This window comes from Mesorhizobium shangrilense (genome assembly GCF_028826155.1).
In the GTDB taxonomy this organism is placed as follows: domain Bacteria; phylum Pseudomonadota; class Alphaproteobacteria; order Rhizobiales; family Rhizobiaceae; genus Arvimicrobium; species Arvimicrobium flavum.
The window spans coordinates 4,450,456-4,476,162 of record NZ_JAQGPN010000001.1 but is presented as its reverse complement, the minus strand read 5'-3'; the positions used below and the strand labels follow the sequence as shown (position 1 = coordinate 4,476,162).

The following is a 25,707-nucleotide window of genomic DNA, read 5'->3' as shown; positions in this document are numbered from 1 at the left end:
CGCGCAATAAAAGTGCATCCAGGAAGACGTTTTTAGAACGTTCGTTTGCTGACGGCAGGGAAAGTACGCAGGGAGTTCCAATGCGCTTTGAACTTTGCTTATATGCGGCCTCTCGAGCCTAAGAGGGGCTTCGAATACGATAGGGAGTGCTCATAATGAAAAAATTCACCTTCGCGGCCGCGTTGCTGGCCGCGACCGTCCTGAGCGGGGCGGCGAGTGCAAAGACATTCGTCTACTGCTCGGAAGGGTCGCCCGAAGGATTTGATCCGGGCCTGTACACCGCCGGCACGACGTTCGACGCTGCAGCGCACACCGTCTACAACCGCCTGCTGGAATTCAAGCCTGGCACCACGGAAGCGGTCGCCGGCCTCGCCGAGAGCTGGGAGATCTCCGACGACGGCCTGCAGTATACGTTCAAGCTGCGTCCGGGCGTCAAGTTCCAGACGACCGAGTTCTTCACGCCGACGCGTGACCTGAACGCCGACGACGTGATCTTCTCCTATGAGCGCCAGTTCAAGAAGGATCACCCCTGGCACCAGTACGTGACCGGCACGGCGTGGGAATACTTCAACGGCATGGGCTTCCCTGACCTGATCGCTTCCATCGAGAAGGTGGACGACATGACGGTGAAGTTCACGCTGAAGGCGAAGGAAGCTCCATTCCTCGCCAACGTCGCCATGCCCTTCGCTTCGATCATGTCGAAGGAATACGCCGACAAGCTCGAGGCCGACGGCAAGAAGGAGCAGCTCAACCAGATGCCGCTCGGCACCGGCCCGTTCGCCTTCGTCGGCTACCAGCAGGATGCCGTGATCCGCTACAAGGCCAATCCGGACTACTGGAACGGCAAGCAGAAGATCGATGACCTCGTCTTCGCCATCACCACCGACGCCGCGGTCCGCTATCAGAAGCTGAAGGCCGGTGAATGCCACCTGATGCCTTATCCGAACTCGGCCGACGTCGAGGCAATGAAGGCCGATCCGAACCTGAAGGTCATGGAGCAGGAAGGCCTCAACATCGCCTATCTCGCCTTCAACACCACGCAGGCGCCGTTCGACAAGGTCGAGGTCCGCAAGGCGCTGAGCTCGGCCATCAACAAGCAGGCGATCGTCGACGCCGTGTTCCAGGGCGCAGCCACCCCGGCCAAGAACCCGATCCCGCCGACGATGTGGTCCTACAACGACGCTATCCAGGACGACAAGTACGATCCGGAAGCGGCGAAGGCTGCCCTCGAGGCCGCCGGCGTGAAGGACCTTTCCATGAAGGTCTGGGCGATGCCGGTCGCACGTCCCTACATGCTCAACGCGCGCCGCGCGGCCGAGCTCATCCAGTCGGACTTCGAGAAGATCGGCGTCAAGGTCGAGGTCGTGTCCTACGAGTGGGCCGAGTACCTCGAGCGCTCCAAGGCCAAGGACCGCGACGGCGCGGTGATCCTCGGCTGGACCGGCGACAACGGCGATCCGGACAATTTCCTGCATACGCTGCTGGGTTGCGATGCGGTCGGCGGCAACAACCGCGCTCAGTGGTGCAACCAGGAGTTCAACGACCTCGTCGTGAAGGCCAAGTCCACCACCGACCAGGCGGAGCGCACCAAGCTCTACGGACAGGCCCAGGAAGTCTTCAAGCGCGAGGCTCCCTGGGTCACGCTGGACCACTCGCTGTCGGTCGTGCCGATGCGCAAGGGCGTCGAGGGCTTCGTTCAGAGCCCGCTCGGCGACTTCGCCTTCGACGGTGTTGACATCGTCGAGTAACGGCCAATAGAAAGCCCCACAATCGGGGGGTGCTTGCAGGTCAAGCACCCCCTTCGCACATTCTGTGCTATCCTGCCGATGGGCTTGGAACAAATACCAAAGGTCTGACATGCTCCGGTTTCTTCTGGGGCGGCTCGCCGTCCTGATCCCGACCTTCATCGGGGTCTCCATCATTGCATTCTCATTCATCCGCCTTCTGCCTGGCGATCCGATCGCGCTGCTCTCCGGTGAGCGCGTCATGTCGCCGGAGCGCCATGCCGAACTGTCGGCCCAGATGGGCTTCGACCGGCCGATGGTGGTGCAATATCTTGATTATCTCTGGGGCGTCCTGCGGGGCGACTTCGGCACCTCGATCGTCAACAAGCAGCCGATCCTGGACCAGTTCTTCACGCTGTTCCCGGCGACGCTCGAACTGTCGATGTGCGCGATCATCTTCGCCGTCGTGCTGGGCATCCCGGCAGGCGTGTTCGCCGCCATCAAGCGTGGTTCCTATCTGGACCAGACGATCATGGGCACCGCGCTTATCGGCTTCTCCATGCCGATCTTCTGGTGGGGCCTGCTGCTGATCATCCTGTTTTCGGGCATGCTTCAGTGGACGCCGGTTTCCGGTCGCATCTCGCTGATGTTCTTCTTCCCGCCGGTCACCGGCTTCATGCTGATCGACTCGCTGCTCTCCGGCCAGACCGGCGCTTTCAAGTCGGCCGTGAGCCACCTCATCCTGCCGACCATCGTGCTCGGCACCATTCCGCTGGCCGTGATCGCGCGACAGACGCGCTCGGCCATGCTTGAAGTCCTTTCCGAGGACTATGTGCGGACCGCGCGTGCAAAAGGCCTGTCAGCCTTCCGCGTCATCGGCGTCCACGCCCTGCGCAACGCCATGATCCCGGTCGTCACCACCATCGGCCTGCAGGTCGGCGTCATGCTGGCCGGCGCCATCCTCACGGAGACGATCTTCTCCTGGCCGGGGATCGGCAAGTGGATGGTCGATTCGGTGTTCAGGCGCGACTACCCCGTGATCCAGGGCGGACTGCTGATCATCGCCGGCATCATCATGCTGGTGAATCTTGCCGTCGACCTGCTCTACGGCCTCATCAACCCACGTATCCGGCATTGAGGAGCATCCTATGGCTGATGTTGCAGTAGGCACTCCCGGGCCTGTTTCCGTCGATCCGTCGCGCCGCGCGCGACTTGCCGAGTTCTGGTACTATTTCTCCGAGAACCGCGGCGCCGTGATCGGTCTCTTCTTTTTCCTGTTCCTTGTGGTGCTGGCCGTTTTTGCGCCGCTGATTGCGCCCCACGCGCCGAATGCGCAGTACCGCGATGCGGTCCTGGTGCCGCCGTTCTGGCAGGAGGGCGGCCGCGCCGCCTATCTGCTCGGCACCGACGCGGTGGGCCGCGACATGCTTTCGCGACTGATCTACGGCACCCGCTACTCGCTCTTCATCGGCGTGATCGTCACCATCATCGCGCTCGTCGGCGGCATCTTCATCGGGGTGATCGCCGGTTACTTCCGCGGCTGGGTCGACACGGTGATCATGCGCGTCATGGACATCATCCTGGCCTTTCCGTCGCTGCTGCTCGCTCTGGTGCTGGTCGCGGTGCTCGGGCCGGGCCTGACCAACGCCATGATCGCCATCGCGCTCGTCTTCCAGCCGCATTTCGTGCGCCTGACGCGCGCGGCGGTGATGTCGGAGAAGAGCCGCGACTACGTCGTGGCCGCCAAGGTCGCGGGCGCTGGGCACCTGCGCCTGATGTTCAAGACGATCCTGCCCAACTGCATGGCGCCGCTGATCGTGCAGGCGACGCTCTCCTTCTCCAGCGCGATCCTCGACGCCGCGGCGCTCGGCTTCCTCGGCATGGGCGCGCAGCCGCCGACGCCAGAGTGGGGCACGATGCTGGCTGAGGCGCGCGAGTTCATCCTGCGCGCCTGGTGGGTGGTGACACTGCCCGGCCTGGCGATCCTCGCCACCGTGCTGGCAATCAATCTGACGGGCGACGGTCTGCGCGACGCGCTCGATCCCAAGCTCAAGAGGTCCTGAGAATGGCGCTCCTTGAAATCGAGAATCTCGTCGTCGAATTCCAGACGGCGACGGGCCCCTTCCGCGCCGTCGACGGCGTCTCGCTGAAGGTCCACGAGCGCGAAGTGCTGGCGATCGTCGGCGAATCCGGCTCAGGCAAGTCGGTGTCGATGCTGGCGGTCATGGGCCTGCTGCCGTGGACTGCAAAGATCACCGCCGACAGGATGGCCTTCAATGGCCGCGACCTGCTTGGTCTGTCGCCGGCCGATCGTCGCAAGATCGTCGGCAAGGACATCGCCATGATCTTCCAGGAGCCTGTCGCCAGTCTCAACCCCTGCTTCACCGTCGGTTTCCAGATCGAAGAAGTGCTGCGGGTGCATATGGGCATGGATCGCACCCAACGCCGCAGGCGCGCAGTCGAGTTGCTGGAGTTGGTCGGAATCCCGCAGCCTGAGGAGCGTTTGTCGTCCTTCCCGCACCAGATGTCCGGCGGCCAGTGCCAGCGCGTCATGATCGCCATCGCCATTGCCTGCAATCCGAAGCTGCTGATCGCCGACGAGCCGACGACGGCGCTTGACGTCACCATTCAGAAGCAGATCCTCGACCTGCTGATGAAGCTTCAGGCCGAACACGGCATGGGACTGATCATGATCACCCACAACATGGGCGTGGTGGCCGAGACGGCCGACCGGGTGATCGTCCAGTACAAGGGGCGCAAGATGGAAGAGGCCGACGTGTTGTCGCTCTTCGAGGCGCCAAAGAGCAACTACACCCGCGCGCTCCTGTCCGCCTTGCCGGAAAACGCCGTCGGCGACCGCCTGCCGACCATCGGCGATTTCATGATCGATACGGCTGCCGATACGGCAGTGAAGACTCCGGCCATGGAGGGCCCGCTATGACCACGGTCCTCGAAGGCAAGAACATCGTTCGCGACTACCACTTGGCTGGTGGGATGTTCCGTCCGGCCAAGACGATCCACGCGGTCAAGGGCGTCAGCTTCTCAGTGGAGAAGGGGAAGACGCTGGCGATCGTCGGCGAGAGCGGCTGCGGCAAGTCGACGCTCGCCCGCATCATCACGCTGATCGACCCGGCGACTGCCGGCGAGCTCTTCATCGACGGCAAGAAGATCGACATCGCAAGGGAAACGCTGACGCCCGAGATGCGCCGCAAGGTGCAGATCGTGTTCCAGAATCCCTACGGCTCGCTCAATCCGCGGCAGAAGATCGGCGACGTGCTGGCCGAGCCGCTAGTCATCAACACCGATACGCCCGCCGACGAGCGGCGCGATCGCGCCATGATGATGCTGAAGAAGGTCGGGCTGGAGGAGAAGCACTTCAACCGCTACCCGCACATGTTCTCCGGCGGCCAGCGGCAGCGCATCGCCATCGCGCGCGCCCTGATGCTCAACCCCAGCCTGCTGGTGCTGGACGAGCCCGTCTCCGCTCTCGACCTGTCGGTGCAGGCGCAGGTGCTCAACCTGCTCGCCGACCTGCAGGACGAGTTCCAGTTGACCTATGTCTTCATCAGCCACGACCTCTCGGTGGTGCGCTACATCGCTGACGACGTGATGGTCATGTATTTCGGCGAGGCGGTGGAATACGGCGCCCGCGAAGAGGTGTTCGCCAATCCGCAACACGAATACACCAGGACGCTGTTCGCCGCGACGCCGCGCTCTGACGTCGAGAGCATCAGGGCGAGGCTGGCCAAGAAGAAGCAGGCGGCCTAGCGCCGCCGCTGCTAGCGGCTCAACCGGGCCGCAACCTCCTCGGCGATCGCCAGGGCTGACGTAAGCCCCGGCGACTCGATCCCGAACAGATGAACCACGTTCGGGATGCCGTGCTGCTCCGCCGTGTGGATCATGAAATCCGTCGTCGGCCCGCCCGGCCGTTCGATCTTGGGCCGGATCCCGGCATAGGCCGGCAGCAGGTCGCCTTCCCTCAGTTCCGGCCAGTAGCGCCGGATGGCGGCATAAAACCTCCCCGCGCGTTCGGCATTCACCTGATAGTCGATCTCGTCGATCCACTCGATGTCGGGGCCGAAGCGCGCCTGCCCGCCCATGTCGAGCGTCAGGTGGACGCCCAGCCCGCCTTCGGACGGCATCGGGTAGATCAGGTGGCTGAAGGGCGAGCGGCGGGCGAGCGCATAGTAGTTGCCCTTTGCGAGATGCAGCGGCGGGATCTTTTCCACCGCCATGCCGGCCATGCTCCGCGCGACGCCTTGCGCGCCGAGACCTGCCGCGTTCACCAGCATCGACGTTTTGAGCTTCATGGGAGAGGCGCCGCCGGTCTCCACGATGATGCCGCCCGGCGCGACTTCGCTGGTGATCAGCGGCGTCTCGAACGCGACCATCGCGCCGTGCGCTTCCGCGTCGGCCTGCAGCGCGAACATGAAGGCATGGCTGTCGATGATGCCGGTCGAGGGCGACAGCGTCGCGGCGACGCATTCCAGCGCCGGCTCCAGGTCCCGCGCCTCGGCCGCCGTCAGCGGTACGAGGTCGTTGACGCCGTTGGCGACCGCCTGCTTGCGGATGGCTTCCAGATGAGGGAGTTCGGCCGCACTCGTCGCCACCAGAAGCTTGCCGACGCGTCTATGCGGAACGTGGTGCTCGCAGCAGAAGGCGTAGAGCTTTTCCTTGCCTTCGACACACAGCCGCGATTTGGTCAGCCCGGTCGGATAGTAGATGCCGGCGTGGATCACCTCGCTCGAGCGCGAGCTGACGCCGGTGCCGATGCCGCGCTCGGCTTCGATCACGATCACCTCGCGCCCCGTGCGCGCCAACACCCGGGCGACGGCAAGGCCAACCACGCCGGCGCCGACGACGATGCATTCCACTTGTTCCACGTCAGTGCCGTCGTTCTTCCATTGCAAGCATTCTGATAGCGGAGGGCGAGGGACGAGGGAAGCGGAGCGGCATCGGGTCGGCGCTCGTGGCTTCCATCGCCAATGTGTTTGCTCCCGGCATGCTCGTCCATTAGGACAGTCCCCAGGGAGATATACCAATGGATCAGCAAACCTCTGCCGACCGGACCGTTCGCGGCATCTTCATCGACAACCAGTGGCGCGAGGCATCTGCCGCGATCGATGTGGTCGCGCCCGCCGAGGGCGAGGCGTTCACCCAGATCGCGGCGGGTACGGCGGCTGATGTCGACCGGGCTGTGGTGGCGGCGCGGCGCGCGCTGGAGGAAGGCGCCTGGAGCCGCATGACCGCAGTTGAGCGCGGCCGCCTGCTGTCGAAGATGGCGAATGTCGTGACCGACCATGCCGAGGAACTGGCGCAGCTCGAGGCGCGCGACACCGGCAAGCCGATCCGGCAGGCGAGGGCGGACATGGTCGCCTGCGCCCGCTACTTCGAGTATTACGGCGCAGCCGCCGACAAGCTGCACGGCGAGACGCTGCCCTTCCTGAACGGCCATTTCGCGGCGACCGAGCGAGTGCCCCATGGCGTGACGGCTCACATCATCCCGTGGAACTATCCCGCGCAGATGTTCCCGCGGTCGGTCGGGCCGGCGCTGGCGGTCGGCAACGCCGTGGTGATGAAGCCCGCCGAGGACGCCTGCCTGACGCCATTGCGCATGACCGAGCTGATGGCCGAGGCCGGTTTCCCCGAAGGCGCCGTGAACATCGTCACCGGCTACGGCCGCGAGACGGGCGCGGCGCTCGCCGAACACCCCGGCATCGACTTCATCTCCTTCATCGGCAGTTCGGAGACCGGCGTGGCGATCCAAACGGCGGCGGCCCGCAACCATATCGGCTGCACGCTGGAGCTCGGCGGCAAGTCGGCGCAGATCGTCTTCGGCGACGCCGATCTCGACGCGGCCCTGCCGGTGCTGATCAATGCGGTGGTCCAGCACGCGGGGCAGACCTGCTCGGCCGGCTCGCGGCTGCTGGTCGAACGCAAGGCTTATGACGAGGTGGTGGGACGCGTCGCGGAGCGCTTTTCGCAGGTGCGTTGCGGCACGCCCGAAATGGATCTCGACCTCGGTCCCATCGTCAACCGGCGGCAGCAGGAGCGGGTGCGGCGTTTTTGCGAGCAGGCAGCAGCCGACGGACTTCCGTTGCTTGCCGAAGGTCAGATCGCGCCCGGTGTTCCCGAGAAGGGCTTCTTCGTCCAGCCGAAGCTGTTCGGTCCGGTGCCGCGGGCGAACCGCCTCGCACAGGAGGAGGTGTTTGGCCCGGTCATGTCGGTGATGCCCTTCGACGACGAGGCCGATGCGGTCAGGCTCGCCAATGCGACGCCGTACGGCCTCGTCGCCGGCGTGTGGAGCCGCGACGGCAGCCGCGCCATGCGCGTCGCGCGGAAAATGCAGGTCGGCCAGGTCTTCGTGAACTGCTACGGCGCCGGCGGCGGCATCGAGCTGCCTTTCGGCGGCATGAAGAAGTCCGGTCACGGCCGCGAGAAGGGTTTCGAGGCGCTCTACGAGTTCTCGGCGCTCAGGACCATGGTCGTCAGGCACGATTGAGGAAGAACAGCATGAGCCCACGCGTCTTCGATCTCACCGGCCGCAGGGCGCTCGTCACCGGCGCAAGCCGCGGCATCGGGCAGGCCATCGCGGAAGCGTTGGCCTCGGCAGGGGCCGAGGTGGCGGTGACGGCGCGTGACGTGAATGCGCTCGAGGAAACCTGCGGGCGCATCGAGGCGGATGGAGGCAGGGCGCGAGCCTATGCGCTGGACGTTCGCGATACCGCCGCATGCGGCGGTGTGATCGCGGCTGCGGCACATGATCTCGGCGGTCTCGACATCCTCGTGAACAATGCGGGCTACGAAGAGGTGCGTCCCTCGCTGGACGTCGACGAGGCGCTTTGGGAGCGCATCGTCGACACCAATCTCAAGGGCGCCTTCTTCTGCGCGCAGGCCGCGGCCCGCGCCATGGCCGCCAGCGGCGCCAGGGGTTCCATCATCAACCTGTGTTCGCTCACCTCCTATGTCGGCATCCCGACTGCGGCGCCCTACGGCTCCTCGAAGTCTGGCCTGCTCGGCATGACGCGTGCGCTTGCCGCCGAATGGGCCTCGCTCGGGATCCGCGTCAACGCCATCGCCCCCGGCTATTTCCGCACTGCCATGACCGATGTCTTCTACAGCGATGCGGCGTGGGAAAAGTCGATGCTGGACAAGATCCCGCAGCGGCGTTTTGGAAAGTTGGAGGATCTCACCGGGCCGGTACTCTTCCTGGCGAGCGACGCGTCGGCCTATGTGGCCGGACATTGCATCCCCGTCGACGGCGGCTATCTCGCCTCGATCTGAACGGTCCAGACAGGCAGGATTGTCTGGCTGACTTGTACATGCTTGTATATACGAGTTCAGCTTTCACGTCCTGGTGTCGTCCATCTCCATGCAAGACAAAGTGCCGGATACCGCGCGGCCGGCCTCGACCGTCGGCATCAACCCGCCAGCAGTGTCCGTGCAGGATGTGAGCATGGTCTATGACGGTTTTCATGCCGTCAGATCCGCGTCGTTTGCGCTTCCCAGAGGCAAGTTCCTCACCATCCTTGGCCCGTCCGGTTCAGGCAAGACGACGCTTCTGAGGATGATCGCCGGCTTCCTGCGTCCCACGCATGGCGAGATCTTCATCAACGGTGGGGCGGTCAGCGCCGTGCCGCCGCACAAGCGGTCGATCGGCATGGTCTTCCAGAAGCTTGCACTCTTCCCGCACATGACGGCGGCGGAAAACGTCGCCTTTCCGCTGAAGATGCGGCGAGCAGACGCGCGAACCATTCCGGAGCGCGTCGAACGCTACCTCGATCTGGTCAAGCTGGGCGGCTTCGGCGGCCGGCGCATGCATGAGCTCTCGGGCGGGCAGCAGCAGCGCGTGGCGATTGCCCGCGCCCTCGTCTTCGAACCTGACCTCTTGCTCCTCGACGAACCGCTTGCCGCGCTCGACCGCAAGTTGCGCGAGGAGATGCAGCTCGAGTTCCGCCGCATCCAGCGCGAGCTCGGCGTCACGACGATCAACGTCACGCACGACCAACGCGAGGCTCTCGTGGTGTCCGACGAAGTGATCGTGATGGACCGCGGGGAGATCGAGCAGAAGGCTGCTCCGCTTGCGACCTACCGCAGCCCCGCGACCGCCTTCGTGGCGAACTTCATCGGCGTCACCAATTTCATTTCGGGAACGGTCGGCGCGGTGGATGGCGGCCATGCCTCCTTCACCCAGGGTGAACGCCACTTTCGCGGCGTCCTCGCCGACGAGAGCGATGCGGTGCGCGAGGGCGCGGCCGCCTTCGGAGCCATCCGCGCCGAGCAGATACGGATTGCGGCTGATCCCGGCGCGCTCGCTGGCCTGGAAACGACCCTGCCGGGTGTGGTCTCCGACGTGATCTTCGAGGGCGACCGCATCGTCTACGAGATCGACGTGCCGTTGCAGCACGATCCGATGTTGAGGGTCTTCGACCACGATCCCGCAAGGCACAACCAGTTCGAGCCCGGCGCGCCCGTTCATCTTGGCTGGAACGCCAGGGACGTGCTGGTTTTCAGCAGCAGACCGGAAATCGCCAGAACACGGCCAACCAGAGGAGAATGAACATGAGCCGACCGAAATTTCCTTCCATCACGATGCGTCGCCGCAGTTTCCTCCAGGGCGCGGCCGCACTCGGCGGCGCCGCCGGGCTTTCCAGTCTCGGCGTCAGGTCCGCCTGGGCGCAGGAGCCCGAAAAGCCGGCCGAGATCATCGTCCGCGCCTGGGGCGGCAGCTGGGTCGAAGCCCTGAAGGCCGGCGTTTCCGACAGCTTCACCAAGGCGACCGGCATCGCCGTCCGTCACGACCTGACCGAGGACAACGAGATCCAGCCGAAGGTCTGGGCGGCCGTCGCGCAGGGCCGCGTGCCGCCGATCCACATCAACTGGGACACCACCACCAACGCCACCAAGTCGGCGCTGCGCGGCGTGACCGAGGACCTCTCCGACCTCCCCAACCTCAAGAACACCACCGACCTCGCCAAGCCGGTCGGGCTCGACGGCTATCCGATCGTCAACACCTACGGCTATGTTTACGTGCTGGCCTACCGTCCGGAGGCTTTCCCGAACGGCGCGCCGAAGTCCTGGAAGGACCTGCTCGACCCGAAGTTCAAGGGACGCATCGCCTTCTACAATGACGGCATCGGCTTCCACTTCCCGGCCCAGGTCGCCGGCGGCGGCAAGCTGGAGGACATCCCCGGCAACATGCAACCGGCCTGGGACTTCATCGCCAAGATGAAGGAACAGAAGCCGCTGCTCGGCGAAGACCCGGACTTCACCACCTGGTTCCAGAAGGGCGAGATCGACGCCGCCTGCACGATCTCGACCAACGCGCGCGAAGCCAAGAAGAACGGCATCAACATCGAGTGGGTTGTTCCGGAAGAGGGCGCGAAGTTCGACACGGACGGCCTGTGGATCCCGAAGGGCCTGCCGGAGAACGAGCTCTACTGGGCCAAGCAGTACATCAACCATGCACTGACGGTCGAAGCCCAGCAGGTGTGGCTGGATGGTCTCGGCCTGCCCGGCGTGGTGCCCGGCGTCAACCCGCCGGCCGATCTCGTCGGCGACCCGTCCTATCCGACCAAGGACGAGGACTTCAAACACCTCATCCGCATCTCGTCCAAGGTGCAGGTGGAGAATGAGAGCGAGTGGTTCTCGAAGTTCAAGGCGATCATGCAGGGCTAGTCATCGCAGCAAGCCGCCGCACAGGTTGCGGCGGCTTGTCCGGACGGTAGAAGGAAACACGAGTGCGCGCGGCAAGAACAGCCTATCCGATCGGATGGCGCGTCATGGATGCGGCCGAAGCCGTCGCCGCCGCGCTGTGGCCCGCCCGCTTCGGACGCGCCATCCCATATCTGCTTCTGGCTCCGGCCATCCTGCTGGTCGGCCTGCTGGTGCTCGGTCTCGTCCACATCGGCGACGCGAGCTTGCGCACGCTCGACACCTCCACCTTCCTGCTGTCGGAGGACTACACGCTCGCCAACTACCGGCGCGCGCTGACGGAATCCCTGTTTCAGACCGTGGCGACGCGCAGCCTCATGGGGGCCATGATCGTCACCGTCGTGACCCTGGTGCTCGCCTTCCCCTACGCCTACGTGATGGTGCGCACGCCGTCCGCCGCGTTGCGCAAACTGCTGCTCATCGCGCTTTTCCTGCCCTTCTTCATAGGTCAAGTCGTGCGCGCCTATGGCTGGCTGATCATCCTGGGCAACCAGGGCATGGTCAACGAGGCGCTGGGCCTCGTCGGCGTGCCGCCGATGCGGCTGCTTTACAACTATCCGGCCGTGCTGTTTGGCCTTGTCCAGTACATGCTGCCTTTCGCCGTGCTGATGCTGTCGCCCGCGATGACGGCGATTCCTCAGGAGCTTGAAGCGGCGGCCCAGTCGCTCGGCGCCAACTGGGTGCGCACCTTCCGCCATGTCGTGCTGCCGCTGGCGCGGCCGGGCCTTGTCGGCGCGGGCCTGGTCGTTCTCACCCTTTCGCTCACCGATTTCGCCATGCCCGCCATTCTAGGCGGCGGCTCGCAGGACTTCGTCGCCAACGCCATCTACGACCAGTTCTTCCGCACCTCCGACCAGGGGCTGGGCTCGACGCTGGCGCTGCTCCTGGTCGCCGTCGGTTCGCTGCTCGTCGGCATCGTCTTCACGCTGTTCGGCGCGGGAACGCTTGCCATGGGGAGGGCCCGGCGATGACCGCGCCGCTCAGCCAGCGCATTGTGCTCTGGGGCATGGTCGCCTGCGTTCTGGTGATCCTGTCCGCCCCGACCATCGTCGTCTTCGGTGCCTCCTTCACCGCCGGCAACATCATCGCCTTTCCGCCGGAGGGCCTGTCGCTGAAATGGTACGCTAAGATCGCCGGGGCGAGCGATCTGTGGAACGCCTTCCTTCGGTCGCTCTATGTGGCGGCGGTCTGCACGGCCATCGCCATTCCGGTAGGCACGCTCGCCGGCATTGCCCTGGCAAAATATGCCGTGCGCTTCGAGAAGACGATCCAGATCTATCTGCTTTTGCCCTTCACCATCCCGCTGATCGGCTCCGGCATCGGTCTGATGCTGGTCTTCGGCGAGATGCGCGTGCTGGGGCAGCTTTGGCCGCTCGGCATCGCCTGCTGCGTCATCAACCTGCCTTTCATGATCTGGGCGGTGATGGCCAGCGCCTCCGGTCTCGACCCCGATCTGGAACTGGCCGCCGCCAATTGCGGCGCGCCGCCGCTGTCCACCTTCTTCCATGTGACGCTACCCGCCGTCATGCCGGGCGTCATCAGCGGCGCGCTGCTGATGTTCATCCTGGCGCTCAACGAGTTCTTGGTCAGCCTGCTGCTGGTCGATGCGCGCATCGTCACCCTGCCGGTGCAGATCTACAATTCCATCCGCTCGATCATCACGCCGGACCTGGCCGCGATCTCGGTGGTCTTCATTGCCGCTGCTGCGGCCGCCGTCTTCCTGCTCGACCGGCTGGTCGGGCTGGAAATCTTCCTGAAATCGAAATGACGACGGGCCGGATAACAAGGCCGGCTCGAGACTGGGATGCCGAAAATGTCCGCTGTTTCCTTCCACGACCTCGCCAAGCTCGACTCTGACGGGCGTGCCGCCCTGATGCGGCGTTCTGAAGCCGACCTCTCCGGATTCATGGAAAAGGCGAAGCCGATCGTCGAGGCGGTGCGCACCGAGGGCGACGCCGCGCTCGTCCGCTTCGGCCGCGACTTCGACAAGGCCAATGTCGAGATCGGCAAGCTCAAGGTCACCGAAGCCGAGATCGACGCCGCCTTCGGCCTCGTCGACAAGGAGGTGATCGCCGCCATCCAGTTCGGCATCGACAATATCCGCCGTTTCCATGAAGAGCAGAAGCCGGAAGCGATGTGGCTGAAGGAGATACGCCCCGGCGCCTTCGCCGGCGACCGCTTCACGCCGATCAGGTCGGTCGCGCTCTACATACCGCGCGGCAAGGGCGCGTTTCCTTCGGTCACCATGATGACGGCAGTGCCTGCCGTCGTCGCCGGCGTGCCGGAACTCGCCATCCTGACGCCCCCGGCGCCCGACGGCTCCGTCGACGCGGCGACGCTCGTCGCCGCCCGCATCGCCGGGGTCGAGACCATCTACAAGGCGGGTGGAGCGCAGGCCGTCGCGGCGGCCGCCTACGGCACCGAGACCGTCAGGCCGGCGCTGAAGATCGTCGGTCCTGGCAGCCCGTGGGTCGTCGCCGCCAAGCGCCTGCTCGCCGGCGTTATCGATCCCGGCCTGCCTGCCGGCCCCTCGGAGGCGATCATCTTCGCCGACGACACCGTCAAGGGCGGGCTCGCTGCGCTCGACCTGCTGATCGAGGCCGAGCACGGCCCCGATTCCTCGGCCTATCTCGTAACGCACAGCCGCCGCGTCTCCGAAGAGGCGATCGCCGCACTTCCCGAGCATTGGGCGCGCATGACTGAGCAGCGCGTGACTTTCTCCAAGGCAGTGCTGACCGGCAGCTACGGCGGCGTCGTGCTCACGTCGTCGCTCGAAGATAGCTATCGCTTCGTCAACGACTACGCTCCCGAGCACCTGGAGATCCTGTCGACGGATCCCTTCGCCCACCTCAGCCACATCACGGAAGCCGCCGAGATCCTGATGGGTCCCCATACTCCCGTCTCGATCGCGAATTTCGGGCTGGGCCCGAATGCGGTGCTGCCGACGAGCCGCTGGGCGCGCACCTATGGTCCGCTCTCAGTGACCGACTTCGTCAAGCGCTCTTCGGTCGGGTACGTGACCGCATCCGCTTATCCCGCGTTCGCCAAACACGCGCACACCCTGGCGCGCTACGAGGGGTTTTCCTCGCACGAGCACGCCGTATCCGACGTGCGCAAGGCGTATCTCTGAGCGGCATGGGAAAGGCCGGCACATGACCGACGAGACCCGCAACGGCTTTCCGCAGGCAGGTTCGTTGCCCCCGTCAGCGAGCCCGCTTTACGAAAAGGTCAAGGATTACGTCCTCGACAATATCGGCACCGGACGATGGGGGAGGGACGGAAAGCTCCCTTCCGAAAACGAGTTGGTCGCTTCGCTTGGCGTCTCTCGCATGACGGTGCATCGGGCTCTGCGCGAACTGACGTCCGAGGGTCATCTTCTGCGCGTCCAGGGCGTCGGCACGTTCGTGGCGCCGCCCAAGCCCCGGTCCACGCTGATCGAGATCAACGACATCGCCGCCGAGATCCGGCAGCGCGGATCGCTCCACGTCGCTCGCGTTGCGGTGCTGGAGATGATCATACCCCCGCCGGAGCTGGTCGCCGCTTTCGAATTCGCTGCTCCCCAGCCGGTTGGACATTCCGTCATCGTGCATCATGAGAACGGCATGCCTGTCGTGCTCGAGGAACGTTTCGTCAATTCCAGTCTGGTTCCCGACTACCATCGGCAGGATTTCGAGACGATGACCACCTTCGACTATCTGCAGCGGAGCACGCCCCTGACCGAGGTGGAGCACGTCATCTCGGCGGTCGCGGCGGACGGGGAAATGGTGCAGCTGTTGAAACTCGATCCGAGCGAGCCCTGCCTCCACCTGCATCGCAGGACGTGGACCGGCGCCGCCGTCGCCACGGTCAACCGGTTCGTGTACGCAGGCAGCCGCTATACTTTGGGCAGCCGCTATACGCCCGCCGCTATAGGCTGATCGCTCTCGCCTGATTGTTGAGCACGAAGGCGACCGCGCACCCCGATCCCGCAGTGTCATTTACGACTGCGGGAGTGGCGCTTTCCGGTCATCTGTCCCCGTCCCTCGTATCGCTGGCGTCCCTGCGCTGGTAGGCAAACGCCAGAGCCGCAGCGATGGCGATGCCGGCGGCGCCGAGCAGGAGCCTGTCCGTTCCGAGTGCCGTGGCCGATCCATCGCGACTGGGCCGATACCCGTCGAATCGATCATCGTAGGGTTCGCCCTCGAGCGGGTTCACCTGAAAGGCATCAGCATCGTCGCGGTCCGATCCGATGAGCGGCGCACGTTCGACGATCTGCCGCGTCCTCTCGGAGATGGCGGCCGCCTTGGTCCTGGCGAAATCCGTCGCCTGGTCGCGCATCTCGCCGGCCGCGTCCATCAGTTCCTCGGCTTGCGTCTTCAGCGCTTCCTTGGCCTGACCGGACAGATCTGTCGCCTTTGCCACTGCATAGTCTGCAGCGTGCTGACCCATGTCGCCGGCGGCTGTCATCATGTCTCGAGCCTGGCCCTTCAGATTCTCCTTCGCGATGGCCATATGGTCGACCTGTCCAGTGCCGTTCGCCGCCGCCTTCGTGCGCATCAGGCTGTAGAGCCCGCCGCCCACCAGCGCCGTGACGATGGGCGGCCGCCGGAGCAGATGCCAGGCAAGGCCTGCCCCGATGACGAGGACCGCCGCGGGATTGGCGGCCGCCTTCGCCTTGACGTTCTCGACCATCTCATCGATCGCCGAGCGCGTCCGCGATCGCGCATCGTCGATGAAACTGTCCTTCTTCTCCATGGCCGCCTGCTTCAGGTTTTCCGTGAAGTCCGAGAAGGTTGACGGCGACCGCAATGTGGATATGTCGCCGGTCAGCTTGGCGCGCGCGGCCTCGACCTCGGTTTCGAGCTGCCTCAGATCATTCTCTGTCATCACATCCCTCGCTGGCCGCTGCCGGGCATGTTGGTTGGCATCGTCTCGCCAGCCTCCTTGAGGACGCTGGCTGTCTCGGTCCTCGCTCCGCTCTTCATCGGGCGATTGGCGCCGCCGGATTGTGCCTTGGCAGGATTTTGGGGATTTCTTTTCATACTGCCGGAAGCCTTCTTGCCTTCGGCGCGTCCCGTCATCTCGCTGGCGAACGCTTCCGCCACTTGGCCAGCAGCCTGCTTGAGGCCTTCCGTGCTCAGTCCGCGTTCCTCAGCGACATCGCTCAGGCGCTCGCCGGCCTTCCTTGCCGACCGCTTGAGGCGGCTGCGGGTTTCCCGGGCTGCCTCGCCGAGGCTTTCGCCCACGGGTTCCAGCGCACGTCTCTCCATGCGGCTCGTAGGCAGCGCTCCAGCCAGCACGGCTCCCGCGGCCAGCCCGAACAGCGCGATCGCCAACGGCTGCTCGACAAGCGTCCGGTCGACCGCGTCGCGCACGGACGTGCCGGTCTGCCGCACCATGCGTCCGGAGCGGTCATATGCCGCCTGTGCAGCCTGACCCGCCTCGTCGGCGTACTCGGCCATGGCGCTGGCTCCTTGCTTCATGCGCTCCCCGAGATCGGAAGCGTATTCGCGCGCACTCTCGGCAAGGCCGGGCCTTTCGTCTTCGTCAAGCCGGCCGTTGGGAGAGCGCTGCGCGCGTCGCCGGGCGGTGTCTTCGCGAAGGGCGTCCGCCGCAGCGCCAACTCCGCGCATGAGCAGCGCGCAGCCAGCCGCCAACAGAAGTACGCCCTCGGGGTTTCGCTTCGCCGCGCCCACCAACCGGTCGGCGGCGCTCATGCGGCCATCGCGGGTAAACAGGCTCATACCAACTGCTCCTTGGTGGATTTGATGTCTTGCTTGATCTGATTGATCGCCCGCTCTGGGGCGAGGCCCTTGGCTGCGTCCTGTCGTCCCTTGAAGTAGGCGAAGGCGCCGAGGCAGGCGAGGATCGCCGCGACGACCAGACAGGCCCAGTGGGGTGCTAGGCCCCAAGCGATCAGCCCGAAAACGAGCGCCTGGATCACCAGCAGGGCCGCAAGCAATCCCAGCAGCCCCGCCGCCGACATCCAGATGCCGGCCTGCAGCTTCCTGGCGATATTGGTCGTGATCTCGGCTCGCGCCAGCCGCATCTCCTTCTGGAACAGATCGGCGAAATCGCCCATCAGGTCCGACAGCGTGCTCAGCAGGGCGGAGTCCCTGGGTGGCTCATGCGCCATACCGTTCGGCCTCCTTGCCAATGTCGCGACTTGGAATGCTTCCGAGCGCACGGAAGGCCAGGAAGCCGGCCAAGGCCGCGAAGCCGAAGACGACTGCCGGCTGGCGTCGGGTAAGTTCCGACGCGGTCCCGAGAATCTGCTCGACGGACTTGTCCCTGATGTCGTCCGCATAGGTGTCGATCCTGTCTGCGACCGTGCGCACCATGCCGGCGACCTGCGGCATCAGGTTCGCGTCCAGGTCGTCCGCCGCGAGCCGGGTCGAACTGGCGACCTGGTGGATCATGTCGGCGCCGCTGCCGACCTGACGATCGAGTAGCCCGCTCATCTGTCGGGAGATGGTGGTTGCTCCTTCGCTGGCGGCCTGCATGATGGTGTCGGTTGCCTGGTGCGCCATGTTCGAAGCCCTGGACGGGCGTTTGGCAGAGCTTTGCTCGTCCATGCCGAGAGATCCGCCGCCGATGGGTCGATTGGTTCTGGGCCGTGCGGCCAAGGCGCTCGGTCGGCCGGTCGGGGAGTTCTTGCGTTTTGCGTTTCCGTCGCTCACGGCTGTGCTCTCCATTTCTAAGTGCAGAGGGAGGGAACCTCGTTTGATCCCCTGCGCTTGCCGCGCCTCTGCTCACTCTTCGAACGAGCCGGCAGGATGATTGTTCCAGATGGAAGGAGAATTGATCGCCGCAACGTGCGACGGCCGCCGCCGGATCAAAGGGATCAGCGCCCCGTTCTGGAAACATGGATCGCTGGGCAGAACGGGAAGGCGGGGGACGATCGAGATTCGCGATCGTCACGTGGGCGGCTGGAAAATATCCGCTTCTAAGCAAAAGTGGTGCCGCTTGCGTGACTCGAACACGCGACCCCATCATTACGAATGATGTGCTCTACCAACTGAGCTAAAGCGGCATCCGGGCCGGGCGTTCGCCCGACTTCTGATGTGAGCGCCTGATAGCTTCATTGTGCGCCAAGATCAAGTCCGCCGTGCGTTCATTCTTGTCGCTATGTTTGAACTTCCCGGCGGAGGCGGAATGGGCTAAGGACAGCATCCAAAGCGCTTTGGAGGATAGCATGCCGATCAATGCTCTCGTGTGGGGAGAGAACGTCCACGAGCAGATGGACGAGAATGTCCGGGCGCTCTATCCCGACGGCATGCATGGCGCGATCGCCGCAGCGCTTGCCGAGGACGCCAACATCCGGCCGTCGACTGCCGTGCTGCAGGATCACGAGCACGGGCTCACGGAGGTGCGGCTCGCCGCAACCGACGTTCTGCTCTGGTGGGGCCACCGCGCCCACGGGGAGGTGAGCGACGAGGTGGTCGAGCGCGTGCAGCGCCGGGTCTGGGAGGGCATGGGCCTCATCGTCCTGCACTCAGGACACTATTCAAAAATCTTCAAGCGGTTGATGGGCACGCCCTGCTCGCTGAAATGGCGCGAGGCAGGCGAGCGCGAGCGCGTCTGGGTCATCAATCGCAGCCATCCCATCGCCTGCGGCCTCGGCGAGCATGTTGAGATCCCCAACACCGAGATGTATGGCGAGCCTTTCGCCGTGCCGGAGCCGCTGGAGACGGTCTTCGTGTCCTGGTACGAGGGCGGCGAGGTGTTTCGCTCGGGCCTCACCTATCAGCGCGGGGCAGGGCGCATCTTCTACTTTTCGCCCGGTCACGAGACATACCCGATCTATCACCACAAGGAGGTGCAGCAGATTCTGCGCAACGCGGTGAACTGGGCCCATAATCCCGCGCCGGCCTGGACCGCGATCACCAACGCTCCCAACGTGCCGATCGACCAGGCCCGCGAACCGCTGGTGCAGAAAGGCCCGCGGCTCCACGCCGACGGGGAGGAAGGGTTCGGCTGAGCGCATGCACAGGCTGCTTCTGCTCGGGACCGGCGGCATAGCCGGCCAGCATATCGAGGAGTTCGGTCAGGTCTCCGAATGTCGGATCGTCGCCTGCGCCGACGCGCTGCCCGGCCGCGCCGCCGCCTTCGCCGCGGCGAACGGCCTCGAACGCGGTTTCGACAGCCTCGAGGCCGCGCTCGACTGGGGAAAGTTCGACGCCGCGATCAACGCCACGCCGGATGGCGTGCACAAGGCCACGACCCTTGCCCTGATCGCGACCGGCAAGCACGTGTTCTGCGAAAAGCCGCTGGCGCCCAACCACGCCGATGCGCTTGCCATGACCGAGGCGGCGGAGGCAGCCGGCCTCGTCAACATGGTGAACCTCACCTACCGCAATTCGCCTGCCATCCAGCAGGCGCGGCGCATGGTGGAGGCAGGCGAACTCGGTGAATTGCGCCATGTCGAGGCGGCCTACCGCCAGAGCTGGCTGGTCAGCCGCGCCTGGGGCGACTGGCGGACCGAGGACAAGTGGCTATGGCGGCTGTCGAGCGCCCACGGCTCGACAGGCGTACTGGGCGACGTCGGCATCCACATCCTCGACTTCGCAACTTACGGCGCCGCCGAGCGCGTCGTCAGCCTTACGGCGGATCTCGTGACGTTCCCGAAAGCCGAAGGTGACCGCATCGGAGACTACAGGCTGGACGCCAATGACAGCGCGGCGATCACCGCGCGCCTCTCGGGCGGCGCGCTCGCCACGGTGGTGGCGACACGCTACGCGACCGGTCACACCAACGACCTGACGCTGACACTGCATGGCGCGAAGGGCGCGCTGAGGGTGGAGACGAATGGCAAGGTGTCAGGCCTGTCCGCTTGCCTGGGTGAGGGTGTCGACGGTGCGCGCTGGCGGGACGTCGAGCTGGAACCCACGCACCGCAACGCCTGTCGCTTCATCGATGCACTGGCGTCCGGCGTGAACGGCGATCCCTCCTTCCGGCGGGCGGCGGAGATCCAGCGCCTCATCGACGCGTGCTTCGAGAGCGACCGGACGGGGAGGGCGGTCAGCCTGGGCTGAGCCACCTTTCATGCCGCCAGTAGCGCCGCCCTCGCGGCCTCGTATTCCCGTGCCAGCCGGTCGATCAGTTCGGCCGCGGGAGCCACGCTGTCGACCGCGCCAATACCCTGTCCGCAGCCCCAGATATGCTTCCATGCCTTGGCGTCGGAATTGGCGAAATCCATTTTCGACGGTTCGGAGGCGGGGAGATTGTCGGGATCCAGGCCCTGGGCGACGATGGAGCCTTTCAGATAATTGCCGTACACGCCGGTGAACAGGTTCGAGTAGACGATGTCGGCGGCCTTCGAATCGACGATCATCTGCTTGTACTCGGGCGCCGCCCGCGCCTCCGTGGTGGCGATGAAGGGCGAGCCGATATAAGCGAGGTCTGCGCCCATTGCCTGCGCTGCCAGGATCGCGCCGCCATTGGCGATGGCGCCCGAAAGCAGAAGCGGCCCGTCGAACCATTGCCGGATTTCCTGGATCAGCGCGAAGGGTGACAGCGTGCCGGCGTGACCACCGGCGCCCGCCGCCACGGCGATCAGCCCGTCGGCGCCCTTCTCGATCGCCTTGCGCGCATGTCGGTCATGAATGACGTCGTGCAGCACGATGCCGCCGTAGGAGTGAACCGCCTGGTTCACCTCCTCGACGGCGCCCAGCGAGGAGATCACAATCGGAACCTTGTGTTTGACGCAAAGCGCGAGATCCCGATCCAGGCGCGCATTGGAGCGATGCACGATCTGGTTGACGGCGAACGGCGCCGCCTTCTTGTGCGGGTTCTGCGCGTCGTGGACGCTCAGCGTCTCGGTGATCCCGGCCAGCCAGTCGTCGAGTTGCGGTTCGGGACGCGCATTGAGGGCTGGGAACGATCCGACGATGCCGGCCTTGCACTGGGCCAGCACCAGCGGCGGATGAGAGATGATGAACATCGGGGACGCCACTGCCGGGATGCGCAGGGATTTCAGGAGGGGCGGAAGGGCCATCGCGTTCATCCGAAGTTGACGTTTTCGTAAACGTAAGCTCTAGCAGAATGGAATCGTTCTGCAATGCGCGCATCCTTGTCGGCTTCAGTGTGCTGCGGAGATCGCGGCAGAATGCAGAACGAGACATTGATTGACGGGTCGGCTGAGTCTAACGATCATCCGGGAGAACTGGCAGCGAGGCCGATATTGGACCCGATCGAAAAAGCGATCCGGACCGCCCTGGAAAAGGGCGATGCCGACGATCCCGATTTCAGGCAGCGCGTGTACCGCTCGGTCGAGGCGGCGCTTGACCGGGTCATGCAGGCCAACCCGCAGCTGACGGTGGAGAAGGCGATCTCGCGGCGCAAGGGGCTGCAGGACAAGATTCGCGAGATCGAATCCGAGTTTCAGGTTGCGCTTCCCGAAGATGACGCAGCTCTCGACGGGCGCCTCGACGAAGCGCTCCTCGACATTCTTGGGCAGTCCCCTGACGGCAGGCCGGATCGAGAAACCGAAGCGATGCCCGAATGGCCGAGCGCTGCCCCGCGCCAGGACCCAGCTCCCGTCTCGCCGGGACCTGCCGATTCGGCTCCATCAGCCGCCGTTTCGCGGCCGGTTACGTACTCCATTGCGCCCGACAGATTTTCGGATGACCCCGGCAACACAGGAGGGAACAGGTCAACCGGTGAAACTGGACGGCGAGAGCCCTTCTTCTCTTCCAATGGCCGGTCCGGGTCTGCCTCTGCACCCGCCGCCGCTCCGGAGCCCTCGATTTCCGATCGGCATCGGGGGCAGACGGGGGGCACGGCTCCCGAGATCGCAATCCCCGACGCTACGTCGCCGGATGAGGAGCCTTCGCTGGATTTCGGAGCGGTGCCTCATCTGCACGGCCGCGCCGATGCGGACCTCGACTTCTCGGGCGCTCTTCCTCCGCCGCTCGACGGCCCCGACATCTCCGCCCCCGTGCCCGAATCGCCGCCCGAAGTCGTTGCCGCCGATCGCGTCGCCCGATCGCGGGAGAAGAGGCGGCCGTTCGCGGCCCTGTTCTTCGGCATCGCTTTGCTGTCGATTGCAGCTGTCGGCTTGATGTTTGCCTTCCAGACCGGCCTGCTGAAGTCGCCGCAGGAGCGCGACACGTCGGTTCCGAATCCGCCCCAGGAACTCGGGAGCGAGGATTTCGACCCTGCGGCAGGGACACCGCCTGCGCTGAGCGATCAGCCTGCCACGCAGCAGAACTGGATCAGCATCTTTTCGCCTGCCGATCCCTCGACGGCCAACGCGCCTGGCGACACCAAGGCCGAGGCGATGCGGGACGACAGCGGGGCCTTCCTGCGCATAAGTTCCGGCGCCAGCGGGTCGGCCGTCAGCTTCGATGTGGGGCAGGGTGTGCTCGAACAGCTCGCCGGCAAGCGGGCTGTCTTCAACATCTCGGCTCGGGCGGAGGGCGGCGCGGCTACCGAGATTTCCATCGAATGCAATTTCGGCGAGCTGGGCGATTGCGGCCGCAAGCGCTACGAAGTCGGCTACGAGCGCGGCGAATTCCTCTTCGAGATCGACTTTCCGGACAAGAAGCCGGGTTCCAGCGGCACGATTGCCATCAACTCCGACTTTTCGGGCAAGGGCAAGGCGATCGACGTCTACGAGATCAAGGCCGCGGCGCAGTAGCCGCCGCCTTCAGTCCAGCAGCGCCTGCAGCGTCTCGATGCGGTCGGCCTCGGCGGTCGGCTTGTCCCATCTTAGCCGCGAGATGCGGGGAAAGCGCATGGCGACGCCGGACCTGTGCCGTGTCGAACGGTTGAGCCCTTCGAACGCAACCTCCAGCACCAGGCCTTGGCTGCGGTCGGCGCGTACCGATCGCACCGGCCCGAAGCGCTCGACCGTGTTGTCGCGCACAAATTTGTCGATCTGCTTCAGTTCCTCGTCGGTGAAGCCGAAATAGGCCTTCCCCACCGGCACCAGCTCTTCCGAGCCTTCCTCGCCGGTCCAGACCCCGAAGGTGTAGTCGGAATAGAAGCTCGAGCGCTTGCCGTGGCCGCGCTGGGCGTACATCAGTACGGCGTCCACCGTGTGCGGGTCGCGTTTCCATTTGAACCAGGGACCCTTGGGCCTGCCGGCGAGATAGGGCGAGTCCCAGCGCTTCAGCATGATCCCCTCGATGATCGGGTGCGGTGGATTCCCGCGCAGTTCCTCCAGCGTCTCCCAGCCCGAAAACGCGACCAGTGGCGACAGGTCGAAGCGGGCCGGGTCGAGCGTGGCGACGAACGCTTCCAGCTGCGCGCGACGCTCTCGGAAGGTGAGGATGCGCAGATCCTCGTCGCCCTTCTGCAAGAGGTCATAGCAACGCACAAATGCCGGAAACTTTTCCCGAATCTTCGGCGACACGGTCTTCCGGTTGAGCCGCTGCTGGAGGTCGGAAAAGGTCCCCGTGGCCGTGCGCGGATCGCCGACCAGGAGTTCGCCGTCCAGCGCGCCGCAAAAGTCCATGGCGTCGATGACGTCCGGGAAGGCGCCGGAGACGTCGTCGCCGGTGCGCGAGTAGAGCCGGCACACGCCGCCTTCGCGCACCGCCTGCACGCGTATGCCGTCCCACTTCCATTCGGCGGCATAGTCGGCGGGGTCGAGCTTCTCCAGGTCCCGGTCCTCGACCGGATGCGAAAGCATCACCGGCCGGAACAGCGCCTTGGCCGCCTTTTCCGGCTTCGGTCCGCTGCCTTCGAGCCACTGGAAGAGCGCGGCGTACGGGGGCGACAGGCCGTGCCACAACTCCTCGATTTCCGACACGTCTACCTTGCCCAGATCGGCGACGGCCTGCTTGGCCAGCCGCGCCGAGACGCCGATGCGCAGGCCGCCAGTCACCAGCTTGATGATGGCGAAGCGGGCTGAGACGCCGGCGCTGTCGAGCAGGTGCGCCAGCACCTTCGGTCCGTCGGAACGGCTGGCCGCCTGGAGTGCGTTAACAACCTCCGCGAGCGTGGGTGTTCGGTTCGGCTTCCGGTGGCCATCCGCTTCCGGCCATACCAGCGAAACGGTCTCGGCCAGATCCCCGACATAGTCGTAGGAATAGCCGAACAGCACCGGGTCCATGCGCTCCATGACCAGCGCGCGCAACATTGCCGGCTTCACTGAGGCGATCGACAGGTCGCCCGTGATCGCCGCCAGCGCCAGTCCGCGGTCGGGATCCGGCGTCTCGCGGAAATAGTCGGTGAGCAGAGTTAGCTTGCCGTTGCGCGACGGCGTCAGCACGAGGCGGTCCAGAAGTTCGGCGAAACGGTCCATCAGTCGCCTTCGTCCTCGTATCCGACGAGGTGGAGCGCCTTGGCCGCGATGCCGTTGAGCTCGCACCAGCGCACCAGCGCCTCTTCGCGGCCGTGCGTGACCCAGACCTCCGAAGCGCCGGTCTCCTCTATGGTCTCGACAAGTTCGTCCCAGTCCGAATGGTCCGAGACGATAAGCGGCAGCTCGACACCCCGCTGTTTCGCCCGCTGGCGGATGCGCATCCAACCGGAGGCGAAGCAGGCGACCGGATCGGGAAAGCGGCGCGCCCAGCGGTCGACAAACGCCGAGGGCGGGCCGACGACGATGGCCCCGGCAAAATCTCCCTTGGACCCGGTCTCTACGGTTGCCGGCGCGAGCGGCCCGAGCCTGACGCCCTGGCTCTCGAAATAGTCGCAGAGCCGGTCCAGCGCGCCGTGGACATAGATGGTCTGGTCGTGGCCGGCTTCGCGCAGCAGCCTGATCACGCGCTGCGCCTTGCCGAGCGCATACGCGCCGATGAGGTGCGAGCGTTCGGGGAATTGGTGGACCGACTTGACGAGCCGTCCGATCTCCTCGGCGGCCGGCGGATGGCGGAAGACCGGCAAGCCGAACGTCGCCTCCGTGATGAAGACGTCGCAAGGGATGGGCACGAAGGGCGCACAGGTAGGATCGGCGCTGCGCTTGTAGTCGCCGGAGACCACGATGCGTGTGCCGTCGTGCTCCACCAGGATCTGCGCGGAACCCAGCACATGGCCGGCCGGCTGGAATGTCACCGCGACGCCGCCGTGACTGAGCGTCTCGCCCAGCGCTGCTGCCTGTGTTGCGCCCGCAAAACCCTCGCCGCAGCGCAATGCCATGATGTCCAGCGTCTGCCGCGTTGCCAGCACGTGGCGGTGGCCGGCGCGCGCGTGGTCGGAATGGCCATGCGTGATCAGGGCGCGGTCGACCGGCTGCACCGGGTCGATGAAGAAGTCGCCGGGCGGACAGTAGAGACCCTCGGGTCGCGGATGGAGCAGGTCGCGTGGTCGCATGCGGTCAACATAGGCGTTTCCGGCGGAC

General features: G+C 65.3%; 24 protein-coding genes and 1 tRNA gene. 16 read left to right on the top strand and 9 right to left on the bottom strand.

Annotated features, from left to right (window positions below; all coding sequences use genetic code 11):
* The first annotated feature begins 155 nt into the window (after positions 1–155).
* From PD284_RS21595 to PD284_RS21575, 5 genes are all read left to right on the top strand, one after another.
* The gene (locus PD284_RS21595) at positions 156–1,748 is read left to right on the top strand and encodes an ABC transporter substrate-binding protein (RefSeq protein WP_274630178.1); all 1,593 of its coding nucleotides are present in this window, start codon (positions 156–158) and stop codon (positions 1,746–1,748) included.
* 109 nt (positions 1,749–1,857) lie between these two features.
* Positions 1,858–2,862: an ABC transporter permease subunit gene (locus PD284_RS21590; protein ID WP_274630177.1), complete on the top strand. Its 1,005-nt coding sequence runs from the start codon at positions 1,858–1,860 to the stop codon at positions 2,860–2,862.
* 10 nt (positions 2,863–2,872) lie between these two features.
* The gene (locus PD284_RS21585) at positions 2,873–3,787 is read left to right on the top strand and encodes an ABC transporter permease subunit (RefSeq protein ID WP_274630176.1); all 915 of its coding nucleotides are present in this window, start codon (positions 2,873–2,875) and stop codon (positions 3,785–3,787) included.
* A gap of 2 nt (positions 3,788–3,789) precedes the next feature.
* Positions 3,790–4,665, top strand: a complete 876-nt coding sequence (locus PD284_RS21580; RefSeq protein WP_274630175.1) for an ABC transporter ATP-binding protein — start codon at positions 3,790–3,792, stop codon at positions 4,663–4,665.
* Positions 4,662–5,492 (top strand): dipeptide ABC transporter ATP-binding protein, encoded by an 831-nt coding sequence (locus tag PD284_RS21575; protein ID WP_274630174.1) that lies wholly within the window; start codon positions 4,662–4,664, stop codon positions 5,490–5,492. Before PD284_RS21580 ends, PD284_RS21575 begins: the two co-directional genes overlap by 4 nt.
* An 11-nt stretch (positions 5,493–5,503) precedes the next feature.
* Here the strand turns inward: PD284_RS21575 and PD284_RS21570 are convergent, their stop codons facing one another.
* Positions 5,504–6,607, bottom strand: coding sequence for an NAD(P)/FAD-dependent oxidoreductase (locus tag PD284_RS21570; protein WP_274630173.1), 1,104 nt, complete (start codon positions 6,605–6,607; stop codon positions 5,504–5,506).
* Between the two features lie 158 nt (positions 6,608–6,765).
* On the opposite strand from PD284_RS21570, the gene PD284_RS21565 reads away from it, so the two are divergent.
* The 8 genes from PD284_RS21565 to hutC all read left to right on the top strand — a co-directional run bounded on the left by PD284_RS21565 (position 6,766) and on the right by hutC (position 15,355).
* Positions 6,766–8,226 carry an aldehyde dehydrogenase family protein gene (locus PD284_RS21565; RefSeq protein WP_274630172.1) on the top strand — a complete coding sequence of 487 codons (1,461 nt, stop codon included), beginning with the start codon at positions 6,766–6,768 and terminating at the stop codon, positions 8,224–8,226.
* 11 nt (positions 8,227–8,237) lie between these two features.
* Positions 8,238–9,008, top strand: a complete 771-nt coding sequence (locus tag PD284_RS21560) for an SDR family NAD(P)-dependent oxidoreductase (protein WP_274630171.1) — start codon at positions 8,238–8,240, stop codon at positions 9,006–9,008.
* Between the two features lie 88 nt (positions 9,009–9,096).
* Positions 9,097–10,284 carry an ABC transporter ATP-binding protein gene (locus PD284_RS21555; RefSeq protein WP_274630170.1) on the top strand — a complete coding sequence of 396 codons (1,188 nt, stop codon included), beginning with the start codon at positions 9,097–9,099 and terminating at the stop codon, positions 10,282–10,284.
* Positions 10,285–10,286: 2 nt separating this feature from the next.
* Entirely contained in the window at positions 10,287–11,402 is a 1,116-nt protein-coding gene (locus PD284_RS21550; RefSeq protein WP_274630169.1) for an ABC transporter substrate-binding protein, read from the top strand.
* A 62-nt stretch (positions 11,403–11,464) separates the two neighbouring features.
* Positions 11,465–12,409, top strand: a complete 945-nt coding sequence (locus tag PD284_RS21545; RefSeq protein WP_274630168.1) for an ABC transporter permease — start codon at positions 11,465–11,467, stop codon at positions 12,407–12,409.
* Positions 12,406–13,206 (top strand): ABC transporter permease, encoded by an 801-nt coding sequence (locus tag PD284_RS21540; protein ID WP_274630167.1) that lies wholly within the window; start codon positions 12,406–12,408, stop codon positions 13,204–13,206. The genes PD284_RS21545 and PD284_RS21540 overlap by 4 nt, the downstream gene beginning before the upstream one ends.
* A gap of 45 nt (positions 13,207–13,251) precedes the next feature.
* A complete protein-coding gene (gene hisD, locus PD284_RS21535; protein ID WP_274630166.1) occupies positions 13,252–14,568 on the top strand; it encodes a histidinol dehydrogenase in 1,317 nt (438 codons plus the stop codon).
* Between the two features lie 22 nt (positions 14,569–14,590).
* On the top strand, positions 14,591–15,355 hold the full coding sequence (gene hutC / locus PD284_RS21530) for a histidine utilization repressor (protein ID WP_274630165.1): 765 nt from the start codon (positions 14,591–14,593) through the stop codon (positions 15,353–15,355).
* 88 nt (positions 15,356–15,443) lie between these two features.
* On the opposite strand, the gene PD284_RS21525 is transcribed toward hutC, so the two are convergent.
* From PD284_RS21525 to PD284_RS21505, 5 genes are all read right to left on the bottom strand, one after another.
* Complete coding sequence (locus tag PD284_RS21525) at positions 15,444–16,304, bottom strand: hypothetical protein (RefSeq protein WP_274630164.1); 861 nt, start codon at positions 16,302–16,304, stop codon at positions 15,444–15,446.
* Positions 16,304–17,161, bottom strand: a complete 858-nt coding sequence (locus PD284_RS21520) for a hypothetical protein (RefSeq protein WP_274630163.1) — start codon at positions 17,159–17,161, stop codon at positions 16,304–16,306. Before PD284_RS21520 ends, PD284_RS21525 begins: the two co-directional genes overlap by 1 nt.
* The gene (locus tag PD284_RS21515) at positions 17,158–17,553 is read right to left on the bottom strand and encodes a phage holin family protein (protein ID WP_274630162.1); all 396 of its coding nucleotides are present in this window, start codon (positions 17,551–17,553) and stop codon (positions 17,158–17,160) included. The genes PD284_RS21520 and PD284_RS21515 overlap by 4 nt, the downstream gene beginning before the upstream one ends.
* Entirely contained in the window at positions 17,543–17,947 is a 405-nt protein-coding gene (locus PD284_RS21510; protein WP_274630161.1) for a hypothetical protein, read from the bottom strand. The genes PD284_RS21515 and PD284_RS21510 overlap by 11 nt, the downstream gene beginning before the upstream one ends.
* Before the next feature lie 427 nt (positions 17,948–18,374).
* Positions 18,375–18,450 (bottom strand) — tRNA-Thr (locus PD284_RS21505).
* A gap of 162 nt (positions 18,451–18,612) precedes the next feature.
* Here PD284_RS21505 and PD284_RS21500 point away from each other — a divergent pair.
* Both PD284_RS21500 and PD284_RS21495 read left to right on the top strand, forming a co-directional pair.
* Positions 18,613–19,398 (top strand): ThuA domain-containing protein, encoded by a 786-nt coding sequence (locus PD284_RS21500; protein WP_274630160.1) that lies wholly within the window; start codon positions 18,613–18,615, stop codon positions 19,396–19,398.
* 4 nt (positions 19,399–19,402) lie between these two features.
* Complete coding sequence (locus PD284_RS21495; protein WP_274630159.1) at positions 19,403–20,452, top strand: Gfo/Idh/MocA family protein; 1,050 nt, start codon at positions 19,403–19,405, stop codon at positions 20,450–20,452.
* An 8-nt stretch (positions 20,453–20,460) separates the two neighbouring features.
* Here PD284_RS21495 and PD284_RS21490 read toward each other — a convergent pair whose 3' ends face one another.
* Positions 20,461–21,414: an NAD(P)H-dependent flavin oxidoreductase gene (locus tag PD284_RS21490; RefSeq protein ID WP_274630158.1), complete on the bottom strand. Its 954-nt coding sequence runs from the start codon at positions 21,412–21,414 to the stop codon at positions 20,461–20,463.
* Between the two features lie 186 nt (positions 21,415–21,600).
* Between PD284_RS21490 and PD284_RS21485 the strand changes: the two genes are divergently transcribed.
* Positions 21,601–23,058: a hypothetical protein gene (locus PD284_RS21485; protein ID WP_274630157.1), complete on the top strand. Its 1,458-nt coding sequence runs from the start codon at positions 21,601–21,603 to the stop codon at positions 23,056–23,058.
* A gap of 9 nt (positions 23,059–23,067) precedes the next feature.
* Here PD284_RS21485 and PD284_RS21480 read toward each other — a convergent pair whose 3' ends face one another.
* Entirely contained in the window at positions 23,068–24,669 is a 1,602-nt protein-coding gene (locus PD284_RS21480; RefSeq protein ID WP_274630156.1) for a cisplatin damage response ATP-dependent DNA ligase, read from the bottom strand.
* Positions 24,669–25,679, bottom strand: a complete 1,011-nt coding sequence (locus PD284_RS21475; RefSeq protein ID WP_274630155.1) for a ligase-associated DNA damage response exonuclease — start codon at positions 25,677–25,679, stop codon at positions 24,669–24,671. The genes PD284_RS21480 and PD284_RS21475 overlap by 1 nt, the downstream gene beginning before the upstream one ends.
* Between the last annotated feature and the right edge of the window lie 28 nt (positions 25,680–25,707).